Raw genomic sequence first — 23,469 nt, forward strand, 5'->3', positions numbered from 1 at the left:
GGAGTCCTCCCCCATGTCACACAACGTCATCCTTGTCGTGCTCGACGGCCTCAACCATGAGGTCGCCCGCCATGCCATGGGACACCTTCAGGCCTACGTCGGCGCGGGACGCGCAGCGCTGTACAAGCTGGAATGCGAACTGCCGGCCCTGTCCCGACCGCTCTACGAATGCATCCTGACCGGGGTGCCACCGATCGACAGCGGCATCGTGCACAACAACGTCTCGCGCCTGTCCAACCAGCGCAGCATTTTCCACTACGCCAGCGCCGCCGGGCTCGGCACCGCCGCCGCGGCTTATCACTGGATCAGCGAGCTGTACAACCGCTCACCGTTCAACCCGGCCCGGGACCGGCATACCGACAACAAGAAGCTGCCGATCCAGCACGGGCATTTCTACTGGAACGACCACTACCCCGATTCCCACCTGTTCGCCGACGCCGAACACCTGCGGCTGCGCCATGCCCCGAACTTTCTGCTGGTGCACCCGATGAACATCGACGACGCCGGCCACAAGCACGGCCTCGACACCCCGCAGTACCGCAACAGCGCACGCGCGGCCGACATCATCCTCGCCGATTACCTGCAAGGCTGGCTCGACGCCGGCTACCAGGTGCTGGTGACCGCCGACCACGGCATGAACAACGACCGCTCCCACAACGGCCTGCTGCCGGAGGAGCGGGAAGTGCCGTTGTTCGTTCTCGGCGATGCATTCAGCTTCAGCCCCGTCGCCACGCCGGATCAGACCGAGTTGTGCGGCACCATCTGCGAGTTGCTCGGCGTGCCCCACGACAAACCTGTATGCCGGGAGTTGCTGAAGTGAATGCATTCACCCGCGGCAAATGGCTAGCGATCCTGTGCCTGCTGCCGTTTGCCCTGTTCTTCATCGTGTTCCAGATCGCCCCGCTGCTCTGGGTGCTGATCAACAGCCTGCAATCGGAAGAGTTCGGCTGGGGCCTGGCCAATTTCAACAAGATCTTCAGTTCCAGGTTCTATCTGCAAGCCATCCAGTACAGCCTGGAGATCAGCTTCTGGTCGAGCGTGTTCGGCATCGTCATCGCGATTCTCGGCAGCTACTCGCTGCGCCGGGTCGACTCGAAGCTGCGCAACTTCGTCAACGCCTTCGCCAACATGACCAGCAACTTCGCCGGCGTGCCCCTGGCGTTCGCCTTCATCATCCTGCTGGGCTTCAACGGCAGCATCACCATCATGCTCAAGCAGGCGGGGATCATTCAGGACTTCAACCTGTACTCCAAGACCGGCCTGATCATCCTCTACACCTACTTCCAGATCCCCCTGGGCGTGCTGCTGCTCTACCCGGCCTTCGATGCCCTGCGTGAAGACTGGCGCGAGTCCGCGGCACTGCTTGGCGCCAGTGGCTGGCAGTTCTGGCGCCACATCGGCCTGCCGGTGCTGACCCCGGCGCTACTGGGGACCTTCGTCATCCTGCTGGCCAACGCCCTGGGCGCCTATGCCACGGTCTATGCACTGACCACCGGCAACTTCAACGTGCTGCCGATCCGCATCGCCGCCATGGTTTCCGGCGACATCTCCCTCGACCCGAACATGGCCAGCGCCCTGGCCGTGGTCCTGGTGGCGCTGATGACCCTGGTGACCATCGTCCATCAGTTGCTGTTGAAGAGGAGCTACCATGTCTCGCGCTGAACCCGGCTCCGCCGCCCTCTATCACCGGGTCGTGGTGTACCTGCTGTTCGCTATCCTCCTGCTGCCGCTGGCCGGGACCCTGATCTACTCCATCGCCAGCAACTGGTCGGCGACCATCCTGCCCAGCGGCTTCACCTTCAAGTGGTACATCCAGCTGTGGAGCGACCCGCGCTTCCTGCACGCCTTCGGCCAGTCGCTGCTGGTCTGCGTCGGCGCCCTGATCCTGTCGGTGGTGCTGATCCTGCCCCTGCTGTTCGTGGTGCACTACCACTTCCCAAGGCTCGATGCGCTGATGAACATCCTGATCCTGCTGCCGTTCGCGGTGCCGCCGGTGGTGTCCTCGGTGGGCCTGCTGCAACTCTACGGTTCGGGACCGTTCGCCATGGTCGGCACGCCGTGGATCCTCGTCGGCTGCTACTTCACCGTGGCCCTGCCGTTCATGTACCGGGCGATCACCAATAACCTGCAAGCGATCAACCTGCGCGACCTGATGGACGCCGCCCAGCTGCTGGGCGCCAGTACCTGGCAGGCGGCTTTCCTGGTGGTGCTGCCGAATCTGCGCAAGGGCCTGATGGTGGCCCTGCTGCTGTCGTTCTCGTTCCTGTTCGGCGAGTTCGTGTTCGCCAACATCCTGGTGGGCACCCGCTACGAAACCCTGCAGGTCTACCTGAACAACATGCGCAACAGCAGCGGCCACTTCACCAGTGCGCTGGTGATTTCCTACTTCTTCTTTGTGCTGGTTCTGACCTGGGCCGCCAACATCTTGAACAAGGACAAAAGCCAATGAGCTTCGTCAGCGTCCAACACCTGCAGAAAAATTACAGTGGCACCCCGGTGTTCAGCGACATCAACTGCGAAATCCACAAGGGCGAATTCGTCACGCTGCTCGGCCCGTCCGGCTGCGGCAAGTCCACCCTGCTGCGCTGCATCGCCGGCCTGACCCCGGTGGACGCCGGCAAGATCCTCCTCGACGGCCACGACATCGTGCCCCTGAGCCCGCAGAAACGCGGGATCGGCATGGTGTTCCAGAGCTATGCGCTGTTCCCCAACATGACCGTGGAGCAGAACGTGGCGTTCGGCCTGCGCATGCAGAAGGTCAACGCCGACGAGAGCCACCAGCGCGTGCTCGAAGTCCTGCGCCTGGTGGAACTGCACGACTTCGCCAGCCGTTATCCCCATCAACTGTCCGGGGGCCAGTGCCAGCGCGTGGCCCTGGCCCGTTCGCTGGTGACCCGTCCGCGCCTGTTGCTGCTGGACGAGCCGCTGTCGGCGCTGGACGCGCGGATCCGCAAGCACCTGCGCGAACAGATCCGGCAGATCCAGCGCGAACTGGGGCTGACCACGATTTTCGTCACTCACGACCAGGAAGAAGCCCTGACCATGTCCGACCGCATTTTCCTGATGAACCAGGGCAAGATCGTCCAGAGCGGCGACGCCGAGACGCTCTACACCGCACCGGTGGATGTGTTCGCCGCCGGCTTCATCGGCAACTACAACCTGCTGGATGCCGAGAGCGCCAGCAAGCTGCTGCAGCGGCCGATCAACGGGCGTATCGCGATTCGCCCAGAGGCCATCGAACTGCGCAAGGACGGCGAACCCGACGCGCTGATCCGCAGCCACAGCCTGCTGGGCAACGTGATCCGCTACCGGGTCGAAGCCCGTGGCGTGGAACTGGTGGTGGATGTGCTGAACCGCTCGCCGGACGATCTGCACCCCGACGGCCAACGCCTGGCACTTTCCATCGATCCCACGGCCCTCTGTGAAGTAGCTTGACGGCAGCGACAAGCTGCAAGCTTCAAGCTTCAAGCTTCAAGCTTCAAGTTATAGATAGACTGCTAAGCACCTAAATCCAATTCTTGCAGCTTGAAGCTTATAGCTTGAAGCTGTTCTCGGAGAGAACTGCACTAATGGCCCTGGCAATTTTTGATCTGGACGAGACCCTGATCCACGGCGACTGCGCCACCCTCTGGAGCGAACAGATGGGGCGCCTGGGCTGGGTCGACAGCGAGTCTTTCATGCGCCGCAACAACGAGCTGATGGACGCCTACAGCCACGGCAAGCTGGCCATGGAGGAGTTCATGGCCTTCAGCCTGGAACCGATGGCCGGACGTACCCCGGAAGAGGTCGGGCACCTGGTCGGCCCCTGGGTCGAGGACGTGATCGAACCGATCATTTTCAGCGACGCCTGCAAAGCCATCGCCGCCCACCGCAAGGCCGGCGACCGGATCCTGGTGATCTCGGCCTCGGGCACTCACCTGGTCCAGCCCATTGCCGAACGCCTGGGCATCGATGAAGTCCTGGGGATCGAGCTGGAGGTCCTGCACGGGGTCTACAGCGGCAATACCCTGGGCACCCTGACCTACCGCGAAGGCAAGGTCACCCGCCTGCTGGAATGGCTGGATGCCGAAGAAGAAAACCTCGAAGGCGCGAGCTTCTATTCCGACTCGCGCAACGACCTGCCATTGCTGCTGAAGGTCGACTACCCGCATGTGGTCAACCCGGACCCGGTACTGCGCGAACACGCGGAAAAGGCCGGCTGGCCGATTCATCAGTGGAAGTAGGTGCCTCTGTAGCCGCTGCCGCAGGCTGCGATCGCCCACAACGTGGGCGCAAGATCTGAAGATCGCTGAAGCCCTTTGGGCTTATCGCAGCCTTCAGCAGTGGCTACAGGATCATGCCAAGGTCTCGTCGATCAGCAGCACCAGCTTGCCCGACACCTGGTTGGTCGCCAGCTCGGCAAAGGCCGCTTCGGCGTCCTTGATCGGGAAGGTCATGGCCAGCTGCGGGCTCAGGCGCCCTTCGGCGAACAGTGGCCAGACATGCTGGCTGAGGTCGCTGAACAGATCGGCCTTGAACTGCTCGTCGCGGCTGCGCAAGGTCGAACCCAGCAACTGGATGCGCTTGCCGAGGATCTGCGCCAGGTCCAGTTGGGCCTCGCGCCCGCCCATCAAGCCAATCAGCACCCAGCGCCCGTCCAGGGCCAGCAGCTTGACGTTGTGCGCCGCATAGTTGGCGCCGACCGGATCCAGGATCACATCGAACGGCCCGAAATCCCGCAGCCCTTCCAGGCCATCAGTGCGCACCACGCCGCCCTGGGCCCCCAGCGCCTCACAGTAGGCCAGGCGGTCGGCGGAACCGACGCTGACCCAGCATGGGTTGCCAAACGCCTTGCACAACTGGATCGCGGCCGAACCGACACCACTGGCGCCGGCGTGCAGCAGGACCTTCTCCCCCGGCTTGAGGGCCGCCAGCTGGAACAGGTTCAGCCAGGCGGTGCTGTACACCTCGGGCAGCGCCGCCGCTTGCGCCAGGGACAGCCCTTCCGGCACCGGCAGGACATGACGGGCATCGACCACCACTTCCTCGGCCATGCCGCCCCCGGCCAGCAGCGCGCAGACCCGATCGCCGACCTGCCACGCAGAGCCCGGGCCGACCTCGCTGATCACCCCCGAGCACTCAAGGCCCAGCACCTTGCTGGCGCCCGGTGGCGGCGGATAGAGCCCGGCCCGTTGCAACAGGTCGGCCCGGTTCAGTCCCGCGGCCGCCACGCGGATTCGCACTTGTCCTACGTCGCACGTCGGACTGGGCTCTTCAACCCACTCCACATGACCTTCAACGCCTTGCAATGCTTTCACAGTGCCTCCATAGTGAGTCTGGACTGAGCCCGGAGCTGTAGCACCGGGCTTTTTGCATTATGCGACCGGTCCTTGTGGAACCGGCGACTTCAAAGACGGCCTAATATGCGTTATCAATTGCCCCCGCGTCGAATCAGCATGAAGCATTTGTTCCCCAGCACCGCCCTCGCTCTTTTCATTGGTCTCGGTCTGCTGCCGATGTCGACCAATACGTTCGCAGCCAATAGCTGGGACAAACTTCAGCCGGATCGCGACGAGGTAATTGCCAGCCTCAATGTCGTCGAGCTGCTCAAGCGTCATCACTACAGCAAGCCACCGCTGGACGACGCGCGCTCGGCGATCATCTATGACAGCTACCTGAAGCTGCTGGACCCGTCGCGCAGCTACTTCATGGCCAGCGACATCGCGGAATTCGACAAGTGGAAAACCCAGTTCGACGACTTCCTGAAAAGCGGTGACCTGAACGCCGGCTTCATCATCTACAAACGCTACCTGGACCGCGTCAAGGCGCGCCTGGACTTTGCCCTGGCCGAGCTGGGCAAAGGCGTCGACAAATTCGACTTCACCACCAAGGAGTCCTTGCTGATCGATCGCAAGGACGCGCCTTGGCTCAAGACCACCGCGGAACTCGACGACCTGTGGCGCAAGCGCGTCAAGGACGAAGTCCTGCGCATGAAGATCGCTGGCAAGGAACCCAAGCAGATTCAGGAAACGCTGACCAAGCGCTACAAGAATCAGCTCGCCCGCCTGGACCAGACCCGCGCCGAAGATATCTTCCAGGCGTACATCAACACCTTCGCCATGTCCTACGACCCGCACACCAACTATCTGTCGCCGGATAACGCGGAGAACTTCGACATCAACATGAGCCTGTCGCTGGAAGGCATCGGCGCCGTGTTGCAGAGCGACAACGACCAGGTCAAGGTCGTGCGCCTGGTGCCGGCCGGCCCGGCAGACAAGACCAAGCAGGTGGCCCCGGCGGACAAGATCATCGGCGTGGCCCAGGGCGACAAGGAAATGGTCGACGTGGTCGGCTGGCGCCTGGACGAAGTGGTCAAGCTGATCCGTGGTCCGAAAGGCTCGGTGGTGCGCCTGGAAATCATCCCGGCGAGCAACGCGCCGAACGACCAGACCAGCAAGATCGTCTCCATCACCCGCGAAGCGGTGAAGCTGGAAGAGCAGGCGGCGAAGAAGTCGATCCTCAACCTCAAGCAGGACGGCAAGGACTACAAGCTCGGGGTGATCGAGATCCCGGCCTTCTACCTGGACTTCAAGGCCTTCCGTGCCGGCGATCCAGACTACAAGAGCACCACCCGTGACGTGAAGAAACTGCTGACCGAGTTGCAGAAAGACAAGGTCGACGGCGTGGTCATCGACCTGCGCAACAACGGCGGCGGTTCCCTGCAGGAAGCCACCGAGCTGACCAGCCTGTTCATCGACAAGGGCCCTACCGTGCTGGTGCGTAACGCCGACGGCCGGGTCGATGTGCTCGAAGATGAAAACCCTGGCGCCTTCTACAAAGGGCCGATGGCGCTGCTGGTCAACCGTCTCTCGGCCTCGGCCTCGGAGATTTTCGCCGGTGCGATGCAGGACTATCACCGTGCCCTGATCATCGGTGGCCAGACCTTCGGCAAAGGCACCGTGCAGACCATCCAGCCGCTCAATCACGGCGAGCTGAAACTGACCCTGGCCAAGTTCTACCGGGTTTCCGGGCAGAGCACCCAGCATCAGGGCGTGCTGCCGGACATCGATTACCCGTCGATCATCGACACCAAGGAAATCGGCGAAAGCGCCCTGCCCGAAGCCATGCCATGGGACACCATTCGCCCGGCCATCAAGCCGGCGGTGGATCCGTTCAAGCCGTTCCTCGCGCAGCTGAAATCCGAACATGACGTGCGCTCGGCCAAGGACGCCGAGTTCGTCTTCATCCGCGACAAGCTGGCCCTGGCCAAGAAGCTGATGGCGGAAAAAACCGTCAGCCTCAACGAAGCCGAACGTCGGGCGCAGCACGCCGACATCGAGGCCAAGCAGCTGGCGCTGGAAAACATCCGCCGCAAGGCCAAGGGTGAAGAGCCGCTCAAGGAGCTGAAGAAAGAAGACGAGGACGCCATCGCGGCCGCCGATCCGGACAAGACCAAGCCGGAAGACGACGCTTACCTCAGCGAAACCGGGCGAATCCTCCTCGATTACCTGAAGCTCAACACTGCGGTCGCCAAGCACTGAGATGATGGCAATTTAATGCTGACGCTCCTCGGAGCGTCATCAAACAGTCATCATTCTGTCGTGAAATAAAGGACCGGGCGCTGCTCTTGAATCAAGGGCGCGCCCGGTCCTTTTTTTATCGACAGAGATCGCCATGACCACGACCGAACAGCTGAGTGCCTTGAGCTCAATCCTGGCTCAAAGCGGTTTGCACAGTCTGTTCCAGCCGATCATCTGCCTCTCCGAACGACGCATTCTCGGCTATGAAGCCTTGACCCGTGGTCCGTCCAACAGCCCGCTGCACTCCCCTCTCGCCCTGTTTGCCGTGGCCCGCCAGGTCGGACGCCTCAGCGAGCTGGAAATCGCTTGCCGCCAGAGCGCCTGCAAGGGATTCAGCGAGCAGCAGTTGCCCGGCAAGCTGTTCCTCAACGTGTCTCCGGAGTCATTGCTAGAAGCCGCCCACCAGCCCGGCCGCACCCTGCAATTGCTGCAAGACTTCGGTATTCCGCCGAGCCAGGTGGTGATCGAACTCACCGAGCAGACGCCAATCGATGACTTCCAGCTGCTGCACAATGCGCTGCATCATTATCGGGACATGGGTTTCTCGATCGCCCTGGACGACCTCGGCGCCGGTTATTCGAGCCTGCGCCTGTGGTCCGAGCTGCGCCCGGACTACGTGAAGATCGACCGGCACTTTATCGACGGCATTCATCAGGATGCCCTCAAGCGCGAGTTCGTCGGTTCGATCCTGCAAATTGCCAAAGCCTCCCGCGCCCAAGTGATCGCCGAGGGCATCGAAGTGGCGGAAGAGCTGGAGGTGCTCACGGAAATGGGCGTGGACCTGCTGCAGGGTTACCTGCTCTGCCGCCCCCAGGAACATCCGCCCCGCGATGGCCGCAACCTGCTGCCCAAGCGCGAAAGCCCCCCCGCGACGCTCAACGACGAAGGCAGCGACCTCAGTGCCCTGCTCAACGAACAACCGGCGGTAGCACGCGACATACCGACGGCCACGGTGCTGGAAGCCTTCCGTCGCCAGGCCAACCTCAACTCGCTGGCGGTGCTCGACGAACAGGGCCAGCCCTGCGGCATCGTGCACCGCCATTCATTGTCCGATGCCCTGCTCAAGCCCTTCGCCACCGACCTGTTTGCCCGCAAGCCCATCAGCCGCCTGATGAACGATGACTTCCTCGCGGTAGAGATCAGCCAGTCGCTGCAACAAGTCAGCCGCCTGATCACCAGTCGTGCCCGGCAACGGATCGAAGAGGATTTCATCATCACCCTCAACGGTAGCTACCTGGGCCTGGGGCGGGTGATCGATGTGCTCAAGCTGATTACCGAGCTGAAGATCCAGCAGGCGCGTTATGCCAACCCATTGACCCTGCTGCCTGGCAACGTGCCGATCCAGCAGTGCCTGACCCACCTGCTGCAACAAGGACGGGAATCGCTGATCTGTTACGTAGACATCGACAGCTTCAAGCCCTTCAACGATATCTATGGCTACGGCCGTGGCGATGAAGTGCTGTTGTGCCTGGCGCAGTGCCTGAATGACCGGGTGGACCCCAGCCGCGATTTCGTCGGCCATATCGGCGGCGACGACTTTCTCCTGGTATTGGGCCCCGAGGACTGGCAAAAACGCCTGAACCAGCTGCTGGACGACTTCCATAGCCAGTGCCGGCGTTTTTATCGCAGCGAACACCTGGAAGCCGGCTGCTTCATCGCCCCCAACCGCCAGGGCATTCGCCAGGAGTTCGCCTTGCTGTCACTGTCCATTGGCGTGGTGCACCTGTATCCACAGGCCTGTGGACAACTCGATGCCAGCCAGTTGGCCGAGCTGGCCTCGCAAGCCAAGCACCACGCCAAGAACGTGCCGGGCTACAGCATCCATGTGATCGACAGCCGCCAGATGGCAGACGGCTTTACGGCTGACGCGGACCGGCTAGCGGATCCGGCGTACTCGACTGATTCAGCTGCGCCAGCTTGACCTCGGCGAGGGGATGCCCGGCTTTCGCCGCCAGGGCCCACCAACGGGCGGCTTGCGCCGCATCCGCGGCCTTGCTGGGCGAACCGGCCAGGCTGATGACGCCCATCTGATAGGCCGCCTTGGCGTCCCCGGCCAAGCCGGCAAGACGTAACAGGCGTATGCCTTCTTCACGAGCCCCCAGCCCCTGGCCACGAAAGGTCAGGATATGGCCATAAAAGCTCTGTGCGTCGACGTCCCCCAGGTTCGCCATGCGCGCCAATTGCCCCTCCAGCCAATGCCAGCCCCGGGGTTGACGCACAAACCAGGGCCAATGAAACAACCGGCGAGCCAGCCAGTAGCCGGCTCGCGCCTTGAGGCGCCAGAACACTCAGGCCTCCACCGACTCGGGGTATTCGTACTCGAACACACGAACCACTTCCGAGGCGTGCCACGACGCGGCCGCGACCCCATCGGAAGGCCCGGAAAAACGCCCGAGGCGTTCCGCACACTCGAAAAAACCGGTGCGCGGCAATCGACTCGCCCCCTGGCTGATCACCAGCGAACTGCGCAATGGCTGCTCCGCACGCGCATCCAGCGCGGCCAGATGCTCAAGGGCCGCCGTCAGGGTCTGCATGGCGGGGCTGGGTAGCTGCAAGCGCTCAAGCAGAGCGCGATAGGTCAAAAGATGGCGTTGCCGACGGGCCTGGTCGAGTTCCCCCAACAGGCCATCCCAATGTTGACGACTGATCCTTACGCTCACGATTCATCCCTCCAACCCGGAACCGTCAATTCCCAGGCCAGGCTACGGCGTATAGCGGCGTCGGGTTGACGCTCACCGCTTTCAATCATGGCCAGATATGACGGACTGATACCTACCGTACGGGCAAGCGCCTCAATGGCGATGCCCTTGGCTTCACGCAAACTGCGGAGTTGATCCAGACCTGGAAGCGGCTGGTCGGCTGTGGTCGCGACAGGCCCCCTGGCTTCTCGCGGAGATTGTTCGGTGATACCTGCGGCTTTTAGTAAAGCCTGATACTGAGCCCATGGCAGAACCGCATATTCGGGCTCGCCATCGCGTGCAATTATCTGAATATCCATTACTACCCCGTAGGACGACACATAACGAGTCGGACTTTTCCTTATGAAGTGTAATCCTAACAGTCACTAAGGTCGCGGGGGCATCGTTGTATGGATCCGAATTCACTTCAGTTTTTCTTCGGACCTTCCAATTGCAGTTGTTCCGGGGTGTCGGGCAAACGCTCCACTACCGCCAGCTTCTCCGATTGCTGGCGATTGCGCCAGGCGCGAAAGGCGTTGAGTTCGCCGTCCAGGGTTTTCATGATCCAGGCCAGAACGGCGATATCGTCGAGCATGCCGAACATCGGCAGGAAGTCCGGGATGGCATCCAGCGGACTGAGGAAGTACATCAGGCCCGCGACTACCGACAGCAGCGCCTTGGGGCTGATGGCGCGGTACTCACCACGCCAGTAAGCCAGGCACAGGGCCTGCAGCAGGCGCAGATCGTCCTTGAGCTTGCCAAGACGGCCGCCTTGCAAGGCACCTTTGCTGGCCACGGCGAACAACAGGGTCGGCAGTCGGCCACGGCTGAGCAAGCGGCCGGCCAGGGGAAGGAAGCGGGCAAAATTCCAGGGTGCTTTCATCGTCACTCCCACTGAAATGTTATCCACACAAATTGTGGATAACCTTGTGAACAGAGCCGCTTTTCACAGCTGGAAGCCCCGTTTTACAAGGGCTCGGCTCAGATCGGGCGTTTTTTACTCACATAAAAAAACCCATAATTTCATTGACTTGGCAGCCTCATGCGGCTAGCCGCAACACGTGCTGTTAAGACTATGCCTTATGCCGTGGGTTCGCATTTTTTCCCGGACCAACGACCAGATACGACAACGCCCCGTAAGAACGGGGCGTTGTCATTGAACCAGACGAAGATTACTTGGCGTCGTCTTGTTTCGCTGGATCCTTGATACCCAGCAGTTCTAGCTCGAACACCAGAACCGAGTTGGCCGGAATGGCCGGGCTCGGGCTCTGTGCGCCGTAGGCCAAATCGCTCGGGATGTACAGTTTGTACTTCTCGCCGACGTGCATCAGTTGCAGGCCTTCGACCCAACCCGGAATCACGCCGCTGACCGGCAGATCGATCGGGCTGCCGCGCTCGACCGAGCTGTCGAACACAGTGCCGTTGGTCAGGGTACCGGTGTAGTGAACGGTCACCACGTCGGTCGGCTTAGGCTGGGCGCCATCGGCTTTTTTCAGCACTTCGTACTGCAGGCCGGAGGCGGTAGTGGTCACGCCAGCCTTCTTGCCGTTTTCTTCGAGGAATTTCTTGCCGGCTGCTGCCGACTCTTCGCTGATCTTGGCCATGCGCTCTTCAGCACGCTTTTGCAGCGCGGCGAAGGCTTCGACCAGTTCGTCGTCTTTCAGCTTCTGTTCTTTCTTGCCGATGGCATCTTCGATGCCCTGGGCTACCGCTTTGGAATCCAGGTCATCCATACCTTCCTGGGCAAGGCTTTTGCCCATGTTCAGGCCGATACCATAGGAAGCTTTCTGCGCCGGGGTTTTCAGCTCCACGCTGGTCTGCGAGTCACAACCCGCGAGTACCAGGCTAACCAGGGCTACCGCCGCCGCTAACCGATGCTGTTTCATGCTATTTCCTTGTTCATGCGCCTAAAGGGCAATCGAGTAAAGCCGCGAGCTTATCAGGCGGCCACGACCAATGGCTACCGGCATGAGAGCCGGATTAGCCCGATAAGTTCACGTGTTTAAAAGCATTTCGCCAGCCATTACAACGAGCGCGGGAAAGAACACCTCGACCGCAAAGTAATGACAGCGGACGTAATGGCCACTTGCCCGGCAGTTTGCCCTTGAGGCATAAGAGAGCCACAACTCGACAAGGATGTTTATCTTGCGCCTCTTATCCCGTGTTTTGCTCTTGATCCTCGCCCTGATCGGCGTCGCCCTGGCCGTGGTCCTGTATTACGTGGCCAATCCGAAATTGCCCGACTATATTCCCGCCCGGCAGGTGCACTATCAGGATCAATGGAGCGCCGCCGACCGCCAGACCTATTACTTCACCCCCCAGGGCACTCAGGTGAAGGGCCTGCGTTATGAGTGGTTCGCCGCCCTGGAACTGCCCTTCTCCACGCAACGCTTCGCCGCGCCGCAGTACCTGGCCCGCTTCGGCTTCCTGGTGGATCCAGCGCAGCAGGCCAGCGCCGATAACCCGGCGAACCTGCCAGTCGGTTTCACTCGCCATCAGAACCCTGGCAGCCCGCAGCAGTACCTGGACATCACCTGCGCCGCCTGCCACACCGGCGAGCTGCGCTACAACCAACAGGCCCTGCGGATCGACGGCGGTTCGGCACAACATGTATTGCCCTCCAGCGTGCCCACCCTGCGCGGCGGCAGCTTCGGCCAGGCCCTGGTCGCCAGCCTGGCGTCGACCTATTACAACCCGTGGAAATTCGAGCGCTTCGCCCGCAACGTGCTGGGCCAGAACTACGACGCCGAGCATGAACAACTGCGCAAGGACTTCAAGGCGTCGCTGGACACCTTCCTGCACGTCGCCTGGAACGACACTCACCGCGGTCTCTATCCCACTGAGGAAGGCCCCGGACGTACCGATGCCTTTGGCCGGATCGCCAATGCCAGCTTCGGCGACGCCATTTCCCCCGACAACTATCGAGTGGCCAACGCACCGGTGGACTATCCGCAGCTATGGGACATCTGGACCTTCGACTGGGTACAGTGGAACGGCTCGGCCCAGCAACCCATGGCCCGCAATATCGGCGAGGCGCTGGGTGTAGGCGCCACCCTGAACTTCTTCGATGCCCAGGGCCAGCCGCTCAAGGGCGACGCCCGATACGCGTCGAGCGTTCGGGTGCGCGACCTCAACCGCATCGAAGAAACCCTGCAACGACTGAAACCGCCGACCTGGCCAGAAGAACTGTTCGGCGGCATCGACAAGCCCCTGGCGGCCAAGGGGCGAGCACTGTTCGCGGAAAACTGTGCAGGTTGCCATGTCCCGCCGGTCACCGAGGTCAACGGGCGCCCGGAACAACAACTGAAGATGCTGCCAGTCGCGGTGATCGGCACCGACCCGAATACGGCCAACAATATTGCCGATCAGCGTTACGACCTGAGCGCGCTGCAATGGGACGCCGCCGAGCTGGCGCAATCAAATGTCCAGTTGCACCCCACGCCCACTGAGCCGCTGGACATGCGCCAGCTTTCAGCGGCCAAGGGCCTGGCCTATGTCACTGCCTTCGTTGAGGAGCGCGCCTACCGGGACGCCCAGGTGACCCCGGCCGAACGCCCACGACTCGACGGCTATGGCTTGCCGATCGGCGTCCGCGAACTGCGCGCCTACAAGGCCCGGCCGCTGGCCGGGGTATGGGCTACCCCGCCCTTCCTGCATAACGGCTCGGTGCCCAGCCTGTACCAGTTGCTTTCGCCTCAGGACGAACGCGCCAGCACCTTCTATAAAGGCACCTTCGAATACGATCCGAAGCATCTGGGCTATCGTACCGAGCCGTTCAAGAACGGCTTCCTGTTCGATACCAGGATCAGCGGCAATCACAACAGCGGCCATGAATTCCGTTCGGGCAAGCGTGGCGACGGGGTGATCGGCCGCCTGCTGCAACCCGAGGAACGCTGGGCCCTGCTGGAATACCTGAAAGTGCTGGGCGGGCCGCTGGAGGCGCAACTGCCATGACCCTGGCCCTCATCGAAAGGACGCTTTCATGCTGATCACCTTATGGCTGCGCATAGGGGCGCTGCTGCTCAAGACACTTCTGCTGCTGGTGCTGATCGCCCTGCTCGGCTGGACGCTGAGCAGCGCCTGGTCGATCTGGCACTACCAGGGGCCGGTTTCGACCGAAGAACAGGTCCCGCCCGGCGAAGCCACCATGACCCAGGACATCATCCAGACCGCCGTGCGCATCGTCGATCAGCACCGGGATAACACCCGTTACCTGCGCGACGCCCACGCCAAGGCCCATGGCTGCGTAAAGGCCGAGGTCCAGGTGCTCGAGCAACTGGCGCCGCCGTTGCGCCAGGGCGTGTTCGCCGAACCCGGCAAGACCTGGCAAGCCATGGTGCGGCTGTCCAACGGCAATGCTTATCCACAGTTCGACAGCATTCGTGACGCGCGCGGGATGGCGATCAAGTTGTTGAATGTGCCCGGCACCCAGCTATTGAAGGAACAGCAGGGCCGTGGCGAGCAGGATTTCGTGATGTTCAACCATCCGAACTTCTTCGTCAGCGATGTCGCCGAGTACCGGCAGAATGTCGCCGCGCAGGCGGACGGAAAAAAGGTCGGAGCCTTTTTCCCCGGCTGGGACCCACGCACCTGGCAGGTCCGCCACCTGTTCATTGCCTTGGCCACCCTGTCACCGCCCCCGGCCAGCCCGACGCAAACCCGCTATTTTTCGGTTTCGCCCTACAAGTTCGGCAGCGCCAACGCCAAGTTCCGCGTCGCGCCGGACCCCGACAGCTGCCCGGTGTACAACCTGCCCGCACAAAACCAGGCCCTGCCCAACTTTCTACGCAACGCCCTGAACCAGCAGCTGTCGACCGACCGCGTGCCGGCCTGCTTTGTATTGCAGGTGCAGCGCCAGGACCCAAGCCACTACATGCCCATCGAAGACACCAGCATCGAATGGCGGGAAAGCGATGCGCCCTTCGAAACCGTGGCGCGGATCAGGATTCCTGCCCAGGACTTCGATACCCCGCGGCAGAACCTGCAATGCGACAATCTGTCCTTCAACCCCTGGTTCGGGCTGGAAGCGCACCGCCCCATCGGCGGCATCAACCGCCTGCGCAAGGCGGTGTACGAAGCGGTCAGCGACTACCGGCACAACCGCAACGCCGAGCAGTGATCCAGAAACGAAAAAAGCGGCCCGCGGGCCGCTTTCTTGGGGAACATTTACATACTCCAGACAGCAAAAAGCCCGCGTGAGCGGGCTTTCTGTGATGAGCTGGCGTTCAGTGCTCCAGCTCATCGAATATGGCGCAGCGGACGGGACTCGAACCCGCGACCCCCGGCGTGACAGGCCGGTATTCTAACCGACTGAACTACCGCTGCGCGTAACACTGAAAGCGAATGGTGGGTGATGACGGGATCGAACCGCCGACCCTCTGCTTGTAAGGCAGATGCTCTCCCGGCTGAGCTAATCACCCTTCACGTTCGGTGTGGCGCGCATTCTACGGAGCGCCCCCTACTCTGGCAAGCACTTTTTAAAATAATTTTTTCAGGCCTTCCAAAGGCTTAGCGGAGGGTTGGCCTATGGAGCTGCGCGGAGAATAATGCCCCCCTTTGTATAAAGGAGAGATTCACCCCATGTGGTTCAAGAACCTGCTTATCTATCGCCTGACCCAAGATCTGCCCTTTGATGCTGAGGCGCTGGAAACCGCACTGGCCACCAAACTGGCGCGTCCATGTGCAAGCCAGGAGTTGACCACTTACGGTTTCGTCGCGCCATTCGGCAAAGGCGAAGATGCGCCGCTGGTCCACGTCAGCCAGGACTTCCTGCTGGTCGCCGCGCGCAAGGAAGAACGTATTCTGCCTGGCAGCGTGGTGCGCGACGCGGTCAAGGAAAAGGTAGAAGAGATCGAAGCCGAGCAAATGCGCAAGGTCTATAAAAAGGAACGCGATCAGATCAAGGATGAAATCATCCAGGCATTCCTGCCCCGTGCCTTTATCCGCCGCTCCTCGACTTTCGCCGCCATCGCGCCGAAACAGGGCCTGATCCTGGTCAACTCGGCCAGCCCGAAACGCGCCGAAGACCTGCTCTCCACCCTGCGCGAAGTGCTTGGCACCCTGCCGGTGCGTCCGCTGACCGTGAAGACCGCGCCGACCGCGATCATGACCGACTGGGTGAAAACCCAACAAGCCGCCGACGACTTCTTCGTGCTCGACGAGTGCGAGCTGCGCGACACCCATGAAGACGGCGGTATCGTCCGTTGCAAGCGCCAGGACCTGACCAGCGAAGAAATCCAGCTGCACCTGAGCACCGGCAAGGTGGTCACCCAATTGTCCCTGGCCTGGCAGGACAAACTGTCCTTCATGCTCGACGACAAGATGACGGTCAAGCGCCTGAAGTTCGAAGACCTGCTGCAGGATCAGGCGGAGCAGGACGGTGGCGACGAAGCCCTCGGCCAGCTGGATGCCAGCTTTACCTTGATGATGCTGACCTTCGGCGATTTCCTCCCGGCGCTGTTCGAAGCCCTGGGTGGCGAAGAGATCCCACAAGGCATCTGACCTTGTAGCAGCCCGCTTGCTGGCGACGGGCCGCCCGGCCTTATCGCCAACCCGCTCGCTCCTGCAGGAGCACCACAGACGCCACCGCTTTCGGTGGCGTTTTCATATAAGAAGGAACAGGCCATGCGTGCACTGGCAGCATTAAGTCGTTTTGTCGGCAATACCTTTGCCTACTGGGTTCTGATTTTCGCGGTAGTGGCGTTCTTGCAGCCAGACTGGTTCATCGGCCTCAAGGGCGCCATCGTGCCGCTGCTGGGCCTGGTGATGTTCGGCATGGGCCTGACCCTGAAGCTCGAAGACTTCGCCGAAGTCGCGCGCCATCCGTGGCGCGTGGCCCTGGGCGTGGTCGCGCACTTCGTGATCATGCCGGGCGTGGCCTGGTTGCTGTGCCAGGTCTTCCATCTGCCGCCGGAAATCGCCGTCGGCGTGATCCTGGTCGGCTGCTGCCCGAGCGGTACGTCGTCCAACGTCATGACCTGGCTGGCCCGCGGCGATCTGGCGCTGTCAGTGGCGATCGCCGCCGTCACCACCCTGCTGGCGCCGCTGTTGACCCCAGCCCTGATCTGGCTGCTGGCCTCGGCCTGGCTGCCGGTCTCGTTCATGGAGTTGTTCTGGTCGATCCTGCAAGTGGTACTGCTGCCGATCGTGCTCGGGGTGATTGCCCAGCGTGTGCTTGGCGACCGGGTACGGCATGCGGTGGAGGTATTGCCGCTGGTGTCGGTGGTCAGCATCGTGATCATCGTCACCGCGGTGGTGGCCGCCAGCCAGGCGAAAATCGCCGAGTCCGGCCTGCTGATCATGGCCGTGGTGATGCTGCATAACAGCTTCGGTTACCTGCTGGGTTACTTCACCGGCCGCCTGTTCAAGCTGCCGTTGGCGCAACGCAAATCCCTGGCCCTGGAAGTCGGCATGCAGAACTCCGGCCTCGGCGCCGCCCTGGCCAGCGCGCACTTCTCGCCGCTGGCGGCGGTGCCGAGCGCATTGTTCAGCGTCTGGCACAACATTTCCGGGGCGCTGCTTTCCACTTGGTTCCGCCGCATGAGCGAAAAGGACGACCGCGCACTGGCTGCCCAGCAGGCGAGCGACTGAGGAGAAACCTTGATCCCCGGATTAATAATGGGCACTATACTGCGCAACGCGGGGACGACCCCGCGGCTCGATCGAGTCATTAATCTGGGGACGACCCCGTCAATCGATGGAGGTCATCATGTCCTGGATCATTCTGTTTTTCGCCGGCCTGTTCGAAGTGGGCTGGGCCGTCGGCCTCAAGTACACCGACGGTTTCAGTCGCCCTCTCCCCACCGCCCTGACCATCGCCGCCATGGCGGTCAGCCTCGGCCTGCTGGGGCTGGCCATGAAGGAGCTGCCGCTGGGCACTGCCTATGCCATCTGGACCGGAGTCGGCGCGGTCGGTACGGTGATCGCCGGGATCATTCTGTTCGGTGAGTCCATGGCGCTGTTCCGCCTGGCCAGCGTGGCGCTGATCATTACCGGGCTGATCGGCTTGAAGGTCAGCGCGGCCTGATACAAGCAAACGCCCCAACAAAAACGCCCACAACTCTGTGGGCGTTTTTATAGGCGCTGGAAACCTAGCGCACGCTACCGCGCAGCTCACCCACCAGGGTTTGCAAACGGGCCGGTTCGGCACTGTCGGCGGTCACGGCCGAACCCGCCACCAGGGTCACTCGCGACCACAGGCGGCGGAACAGCCCCTTGCTTGGATCGCGGCTGAAAAAGCTGCCCCACAGCCCCCGCAACGCCAGCGGAATCACCGGCACCGGTGTCTCTTCGAGAATCCGCGTCAGCCCGCCCTTGAACTCATTGATCTCGCCATCGGCGGTCAGCTTGCCCTCCGGGAAGATGCACACCAGCTCGCCATCCTTGAGGTAGCGGGCAATCTGGGTGAACGCCCTTTCGTAGATCTGGATGTCCTCGTTGCGCCCGGCAATCGGAATGGTCCCGGCGGTACGGAAGATGAAGTTGAGCACCGGCAGGTTGTAGATCTTGTAATACATCACGAAACGAATCGGCCGCCGCACCGCGCCGCCGATCAGCAAGGCATCGACGAAGGACACGTGATTGCACACCAGCAACGCCGCACCTTCGTCCGGGATCGCCTCCAGGTTGCGGTGCTCGACCCGGTACATGGAATGGCTGAGCAGCCAGATCATGAAACGCATGCTGAACTCAGGGACGATCTTGAAGATGTAGGCGTTGACCGCGATGTTCAGCAGCGACACCACCAGGAACAGCTGCGGGATCGACAGCTTGGCCAGGCTCAGCAAGACGATCGAGACAATCGCCGACACCACCATGAACAACGCGTTGAGAATGTTGTTCGCGGCAATCACCCGCGCCCGCTCGTTCTCCGGGGTCCGCGACTGAATCAGTGCATACAGCGGCACGATGTAGAAACCACCGAAGATGCCCAGGCCGAGAATATCGATCAGCACCCACCAGGCGTGGCCATAGCCGAGTACCTCGAGCCAGCTGTACCCCGCCTCGCTTGGCGCAATCCCGCCGGAATGCCACCACAACAGCAGGCCGAACACCGTCAGGCCGAACGAGCCAAAAGGCACCAGGCCGATCTCGACCTTACGTCCCGAGAGCTTCTCGCACAGCATGGAACCGGCGGCGATGCCCACCGAGAACACCGTGAGGATCAGCGTGACCACTGTCTCGTCGCCGTGCATCCACTCCTTGGCATAGGCCGGAATCTGCGTCAGGTAGATCGCCCCGACAAACCAGAACCACGAGTTGCCGACGATCGAGCGCGACACGGCCGGCGTCTGCCCCAGGCCCAGGCGCAGGGTGGCCCAGGACTGGCTGAAGATGTTCCAGTTCAGGCGCATGTCCGGGGTGGCCGCCGCGGCCCGGGGAATACCCCGGCTGGCGAGGTAACCGAGCACGGCGACGGCAATGATCGCCGTCGAGACAATCGGTGCGTAATGGGCGGAGGACATCATGATCCCGGCGCCTATGGTGCCGGCGAGAATCGCCAGGAAAGTGCCCATTTCCACCAGGCCGTTGCCCCCCACCAGCTCTTCCTCCCGTAGCGCCTGGGGCAGGATCGAATATTTCACCGGGCCGAACAGCGCCGAGTGGGTGCCCATGGCGAACAGCGCCAGCAGCATCAGCGACAGGTGATCGAAGACAAACCCCACCGCCCCCACGGCCATGATCACAATCTCGCCGAGCTTGATCAGGCGGATCAACGCGTCCTTGGCGAATTTCTCGCCGAATTGCCCGGCCAGCGCCGAGAACAGGAAGAACGGCAGGATGAACAGCAAGGCGCAGAGGTTGACCCAGATCGAGCGGTCTCCCTCGATGGCCAGCTTGTAGAGAATGGCGAGGATCAGCGACTGCTTGAAGATGTTGTCGTTGAACGCACCGAGGGACTGAGTAATGAAGAATGGCAGGAAACGCCGCGTACGAAGCAAGGTGAACTGTGAGGGGTGACTCATCTTCCATGTCCCTGAGTGGCTTGGATGCTGTTATTGGATTATCGATCTTCGATCCAGGCCACAACCTTACCTAAAGTTCGCGGATTATTTCGCTAATCCTGCGATGCAAGGCGAAACGAACAACTCGCCACGATAAGCGCCCTGCAGCGTGCGCTTGCCCACCACCAGCCACATCAGCGCCAGCGCCAGGACCAACAGGCTGCCGAACACCGCGAAAAACGTCAGGTTCAGGGTAGCGGCCAATTTCAGGGTGGTCAGGGCATAGACCCCCAGCGGGAAGGTGAATCCCCACCAGCCGAGGTTGAACGGAATGCCGTCGCGCAGATAACGCAGGGTGATCAGCAGCGCCGTCAGCATCCACCACAGGCCGAAACCCCACAGGGTGATACCGGCCACCAGGCCCAGGCCCTCGGCGATTTCGCCCATTGCGGCCATGCCGTTGGCGGCGAAGATCGCTGGAGCGTCCGCGCCCAGCAGCAACATGCCCAGGGCCCCTGTGCCGATCGGCCCCAGGGCCAGCCAGCTCGAGGCAGCCATGCTTTCGTGAGGCAGCTTATGCAAGGCCATGCGCAGCAGGAGAATGGTCAGGATGCTGAAAGCCACCGGCAGCGAGAAGGCCCAGAGCACATAGCTGGTCACCAGCATCACCAGTTGCGAATGCGCGTCCACCAGATGCGGCGCCAGCAGCCCGCCACTGGCGGCGGCGACTTCGGCCGCGACCACCGGCAACAGCCAGACCGCGGTCATCTGGTCGATACGGTGCTCCTGGCGGGTGAACATCATGTAGGGAATCAGCACCCCGCAAGCCAGCGACAGCGCCACATCCAGCCACCACAGCAGCTCGGCCAGCTGCACCACGCCGTCACCCCAGCGCGGTACGCCGAACAGCAGAAAACCGTTGATGATGGTGGCCAGCCCCATGGGGATGGTGCCGAAGAACATCGAGACCGTGGAATGCCCGAAAATCCGCCGGGCTTCGTCGAAGAACATTACCCAGCGTGCCGCATAAGCGACGCTGAACACTACGAACAACCCGATGGTGAACAGCCACAGCCCCTCGGCCAACAGGTGCAAGCCCGGGATCCGCAGCGGCAACTGGGCCAGCGCCAGGGCCAGCACGCCGGTGCCCATGGTGGCCGCGAACCAGTTGGGGGTGAAATGGCGGATGGCTTCGCGAGGATGCTGCAACTGGCTCAAGGGCCGTCCGGTTCTGAGGGTATTGGGGCATGTCATGGTGTGATCTCCTGTCCTCCGATGAGGTGGAGCCCATGGTAGAACCATATCGAATATCTATATAACGGGTAATCTCTCTATCTGTTATCTATTTTATAAATATAAGAGCTAGACACTGCCTGCGTTTCAACCACCGGCATCCGCGTCGCGCTCAACTCTCTTGCGCGACGCAGGCCTTGGCGGTTCGCTGACGCAGCACCCCCAACAAAGCGCCCAGGGACAACAGGATCAACACCGCGCCATAACCATCGGTGGTCGCGATCAGGCCGAAACTGCGCGTCAGGTTTCCTGCCAGCAGGGATGGCAGGCAGAACGCCAGATAACTCAGGACATAAAACGCCGACATCAATCCCGCCCGCTCATGGGGCAAGGCCAGCGGCATCACACTGCGCAGAGCGCCGAGGAACCCGGAGCCAAAACCTCCGCCCGTGACCAGGGTGCCGAGGAAGAACAGCGGCAGGCTGGCGGTGTGCACGGCGATGAGGATCAGGCTGATGCCGACGGCCAGCAGGCTCGCGCCCAACCGCAAAACCTTGTCGGCCGGACGATGGCGCAGGGAAACAATCATCAGGGCACCGCTCAGCGTCAGCACTGCCACCAGGCCACCGCCGATCAGGTTCGAGGTCGAGCCCGTCGCAGCGCGCACCAGCGATGGCGCCAACGACAGAAAGAACCCACCCACGGCCCACACCGCCACATCCACCGGTAACGCCAACCACAGCGCCCGTCGCGCCTGGGGCGGTACATGCAGCGAGGGCCGCAGGGAAGCCCAGACACCAGCCTGGGCAGTGACCGTCTCCGGCAAACGCCAGACGTACAGCGCCTGGGCGACAAACAGCACCAGCAGCAACCAGTAGGCCAGTTGCAGCGGCAACGGCGCATATTCCACCAGCAAGCCACTGCCCATCGCCCCGCACGCCATGCCCAGCAAGGGCGCCACGCTGTTGACCAACGGCCCCTGCTGGCGGTCGGTATCCAGCAGCGCCGCCCCCAGCACACTGGTGGCCATGCCGGTGGCGAAGCCCTGCATCACCCGGGCAGCAATCAGCCAGGCCACGCTGTCGGCCTGGATGAACAGCAGCATCGCCAGTATGTCCAGCAGCAACGCCACGAAGATCACCGGCTTGCGTCCCAGATAATCCGAAAGCGAGCCGACGGTCAGCAGCGCCGCCAGCAGGCTCAAGGCGTAGACGCCGAAGATCAGGGTCAAGGTCGCCGACGAGAATTGCAGCACCTCCTGATACAGGTGATACATCGGCGTCGGCACACTGGAAGCGGCGAGAAAACTGAGTAAGGTGATCGCCAGAAACAACAGTCTGGAACGGTTTGACCGTGAAGAGTCGACACTACTGGACATGGGCACGCTCCATTAAAGCTAATTTTTTGCTTTTGCGGAGTGTGCTACCGCCTCGCTCTTAAAGCAAATTCTTTGTGTTAAGGTTCGATCCATGGCTATTAAAGAAGGTTTACGCCCGGGCGGGCGCAGTGCCCGGGTGCAGGAATCCATCCACTCGGCAGTCAGGGAACTCCTCGAAGAACAGGAGCGCTCGACCCTGACCGTGCCGCAAATCGCTACCCGCGCCGGCGTTACGCCCTCGACCATCTACCGGCGCTGGGGCGACCTGTCGGCACTGCTGGCGGATGTCGCCCTGGAACGCATGCGCCCGGACAGCGAACCGGCCGCCACCGGCAGCCTGCTCGGCGACCTGCGGGCCTGGGCCGAACAGTACCTCGATGAAATGAGCTCCGAACCCGGGCGCAACATGATGCGCGACGTGCAATGCAGCAGCACGCCCGGCTATTGCGTGAGCATTCTCAGCGGGCAATTGCAGATCATCCTCGACCGTCACCGGCACAGCGAAGCGGCCCTGCCCAGCATCGACCGGCTGTTGAACATGCTGGTGGCGCCAACGGTGTTCCGCATCCTGTTCGCCGCGCAACCGCTTGAAGTGCAGGAACTGCATGAACTGATCGACATCGCGCTGCGGCCTTGAGGCTGCCCTCGCGCCGACCGGTTCCGAGCCACCTTCCATA

General features: G+C 62.0%; 22 protein-coding genes and 2 tRNA genes. 13 read left to right on the plus strand and 11 right to left on the minus strand.

All coding sequences use genetic code 11. The features are described from left to right. Window positions 1-13 precede the first annotated feature (13 nt). From J4E58_RS14020 to J4E58_RS14040, 5 genes are all read left to right on the plus strand, one after another. Window positions 14-820: an alkaline phosphatase family protein gene (locus tag J4E58_RS14020; RefSeq protein ID WP_087092411.1), complete on the plus strand. Its 807-nt coding sequence runs from the start codon at window positions 14-16 to the stop codon at window positions 818-820. Further along, window positions 799-1,662, plus strand: coding sequence for an ABC transporter permease subunit (locus tag J4E58_RS14025; protein WP_164523771.1), 864 nt, complete (start codon window positions 799-801; stop codon window positions 1,660-1,662). Before J4E58_RS14020 ends, J4E58_RS14025 begins: the two co-directional genes overlap by 22 nt. Next, window positions 1,649-2,449 (plus strand): ABC transporter permease, encoded by an 801-nt coding sequence (locus J4E58_RS14030; protein ID WP_087092412.1) that lies wholly within the window; start codon window positions 1,649-1,651, stop codon window positions 2,447-2,449. The genes J4E58_RS14025 and J4E58_RS14030 overlap by 14 nt, the downstream gene beginning before the upstream one ends. After that, window positions 2,446-3,435, plus strand: a complete 990-nt coding sequence (locus tag J4E58_RS14035; protein WP_053262233.1) for an ABC transporter ATP-binding protein — start codon at window positions 2,446-2,448, stop codon at window positions 3,433-3,435. The genes J4E58_RS14030 and J4E58_RS14035 overlap by 4 nt, the downstream gene beginning before the upstream one ends. A gap of 134 nt (window positions 3,436-3,569) precedes the next feature. Next, on the plus strand, window positions 3,570-4,223 hold the full coding sequence (locus tag J4E58_RS14040; protein ID WP_009045076.1) for an HAD family phosphatase: 654 nt from the start codon (window positions 3,570-3,572) through the stop codon (window positions 4,221-4,223). A 111-nt stretch (window positions 4,224-4,334) separates the two neighbouring features. Here the strand turns inward: J4E58_RS14040 and J4E58_RS14045 are convergent, their stop codons facing one another. Beyond that, the gene (locus J4E58_RS14045) at window positions 4,335-5,297 is read right to left on the minus strand and encodes a zinc-binding dehydrogenase (RefSeq protein ID WP_062825001.1); all 963 of its coding nucleotides are present in this window, start codon (window positions 5,295-5,297) and stop codon (window positions 4,335-4,337) included. A 138-nt stretch (window positions 5,298-5,435) separates the two neighbouring features. On the opposite strand from J4E58_RS14045, the gene J4E58_RS14050 reads away from it, so the two are divergent. Together J4E58_RS14050 and J4E58_RS14055 are read left to right on the plus strand one after the other, a co-directional pair. After that, the gene (locus tag J4E58_RS14050; RefSeq protein WP_007927834.1) at window positions 5,436-7,520 is read left to right on the plus strand and encodes a carboxy terminal-processing peptidase; all 2,085 of its coding nucleotides are present in this window, start codon (window positions 5,436-5,438) and stop codon (window positions 7,518-7,520) included. Between the two features lie 133 nt (window positions 7,521-7,653). Then, on the plus strand, window positions 7,654-9,480 hold the full coding sequence (locus tag J4E58_RS14055; RefSeq protein ID WP_087092413.1) for a bifunctional diguanylate cyclase/phosphodiesterase: 1,827 nt from the start codon (window positions 7,654-7,656) through the stop codon (window positions 9,478-9,480). On the opposite strand, the gene J4E58_RS14060 is transcribed toward J4E58_RS14055, so the two are convergent. The 5 genes from J4E58_RS14060 to J4E58_RS14080 form a co-directional block, all read right to left on the minus strand. Then, window positions 9,416-9,847, minus strand: coding sequence for a hypothetical protein (locus J4E58_RS14060; protein ID WP_087092414.1), 432 nt, complete (start codon window positions 9,845-9,847; stop codon window positions 9,416-9,418). The genes J4E58_RS14055 and J4E58_RS14060 overlap by 65 nt on opposite strands. Beyond that, window positions 9,848-10,219, minus strand: coding sequence for a hypothetical protein (locus J4E58_RS14065; RefSeq protein ID WP_007927825.1), 372 nt, complete (start codon window positions 10,217-10,219; stop codon window positions 9,848-9,850). Beyond that, window positions 10,216-10,557: a helix-turn-helix transcriptional regulator gene (locus tag J4E58_RS14070; RefSeq protein WP_081002342.1), complete on the minus strand. Its 342-nt coding sequence runs from the start codon at window positions 10,555-10,557 to the stop codon at window positions 10,216-10,218. Before J4E58_RS14070 ends, J4E58_RS14065 begins: the two co-directional genes overlap by 4 nt. 107 nt (window positions 10,558-10,664) lie before the next feature. Further along, window positions 10,665-11,120 carry a YkvA family protein gene (locus tag J4E58_RS14075; RefSeq protein WP_087092415.1) on the minus strand — a complete coding sequence of 152 codons (456 nt, stop codon included), beginning with the start codon at window positions 11,118-11,120 and terminating at the stop codon, window positions 10,665-10,667. Between the two features lie 289 nt (window positions 11,121-11,409). Beyond that, a complete protein-coding gene (locus tag J4E58_RS14080; RefSeq protein WP_007927823.1) occupies window positions 11,410-12,123 on the minus strand; it encodes an FKBP-type peptidyl-prolyl cis-trans isomerase in 714 nt (237 codons plus the stop codon). A gap of 259 nt (window positions 12,124-12,382) precedes the next feature. On the opposite strand from J4E58_RS14080, the gene J4E58_RS14085 reads away from it, so the two are divergent. Then, entirely contained in the window at window positions 12,383-14,191 is a 1,809-nt protein-coding gene (locus J4E58_RS14085) for a di-heme-cytochrome C peroxidase (RefSeq protein ID WP_087092451.1), read from the plus strand. 28 nt (window positions 14,192-14,219) lie between these two features. Further along, window positions 14,220-15,356: a catalase family protein gene (locus J4E58_RS14090; RefSeq protein WP_087092416.1), complete on the plus strand. Its 1,137-nt coding sequence runs from the start codon at window positions 14,220-14,222 to the stop codon at window positions 15,354-15,356. Window positions 15,357-15,485: 129 nt separating this feature from the next. Here the strand turns inward: J4E58_RS14090 and J4E58_RS14095 are convergent. Then, window positions 15,486-15,562 (minus strand) — tRNA-Asp (locus tag J4E58_RS14095). Between the two features lie 19 nt (window positions 15,563-15,581). Next, window positions 15,582-15,657: transfer RNA gene (locus J4E58_RS14100), tRNA-Val, on the minus strand. 160 nt (window positions 15,658-15,817) lie between these two features. On the opposite strand from J4E58_RS14100, the gene rdgC reads away from it, so the two are divergent. The 3 genes from rdgC (at window position 15,818) to sugE (ending at window position 18,263) form a co-directional block, all read left to right on the plus strand. Continuing rightward, entirely contained in the window at window positions 15,818-16,738 is a 921-nt protein-coding gene (rdgC, locus tag J4E58_RS14105) for a recombination-associated protein RdgC (protein WP_009045083.1), read from the plus strand. A gap of 123 nt (window positions 16,739-16,861) precedes the next feature. Continuing rightward, window positions 16,862-17,827, plus strand: coding sequence for a bile acid:sodium symporter family protein (locus J4E58_RS14110; protein ID WP_087092417.1), 966 nt, complete (start codon window positions 16,862-16,864; stop codon window positions 17,825-17,827). Window positions 17,828-17,945: 118 nt separating this feature from the next. Then, window positions 17,946-18,263: a quaternary ammonium compound efflux SMR transporter SugE gene (gene sugE, locus J4E58_RS14115; RefSeq protein WP_007927818.1), complete on the plus strand. Its 318-nt coding sequence runs from the start codon at window positions 17,946-17,948 to the stop codon at window positions 18,261-18,263. A gap of 64 nt (window positions 18,264-18,327) precedes the next feature. On the opposite strand, the gene J4E58_RS14120 is transcribed toward sugE, so the two are convergent. From J4E58_RS14120 to J4E58_RS14130, 3 genes are all read right to left on the minus strand, one after another. Then, window positions 18,328-20,202 (minus strand): MFS transporter, encoded by a 1,875-nt coding sequence (locus J4E58_RS14120; protein ID WP_053262240.1) that lies wholly within the window; start codon window positions 20,200-20,202, stop codon window positions 18,328-18,330. Between the two features lie 84 nt (window positions 20,203-20,286). Then, window positions 20,287-21,435: a TDT family transporter gene (locus J4E58_RS14125; RefSeq protein ID WP_087092418.1), complete on the minus strand. Its 1,149-nt coding sequence runs from the start codon at window positions 21,433-21,435 to the stop codon at window positions 20,287-20,289. Window positions 21,436-21,586: 151 nt separating this feature from the next. Continuing rightward, entirely contained in the window at window positions 21,587-22,792 is a 1,206-nt protein-coding gene (locus tag J4E58_RS14130; RefSeq protein ID WP_087092419.1) for an MFS transporter, read from the minus strand. Window positions 22,793-22,883: 91 nt separating this feature from the next. Between J4E58_RS14130 and J4E58_RS14135 the strand changes: the two genes are divergently transcribed. Beyond that, the gene (locus J4E58_RS14135) at window positions 22,884-23,429 is read left to right on the plus strand and encodes a TetR/AcrR family transcriptional regulator (RefSeq protein WP_053262243.1); all 546 of its coding nucleotides are present in this window, start codon (window positions 22,884-22,886) and stop codon (window positions 23,427-23,429) included. The last annotated feature ends 40 nt before the right edge of the window (window positions 23,430-23,469 follow it).

Origin of the sequence: Pseudomonas sp. FW305-25 (assembly GCF_017351415.1) — a bacterium.
GTDB lineage: Bacteria > Pseudomonadota > Gammaproteobacteria > Pseudomonadales > Pseudomonadaceae > Aquipseudomonas > Aquipseudomonas chlororaphis.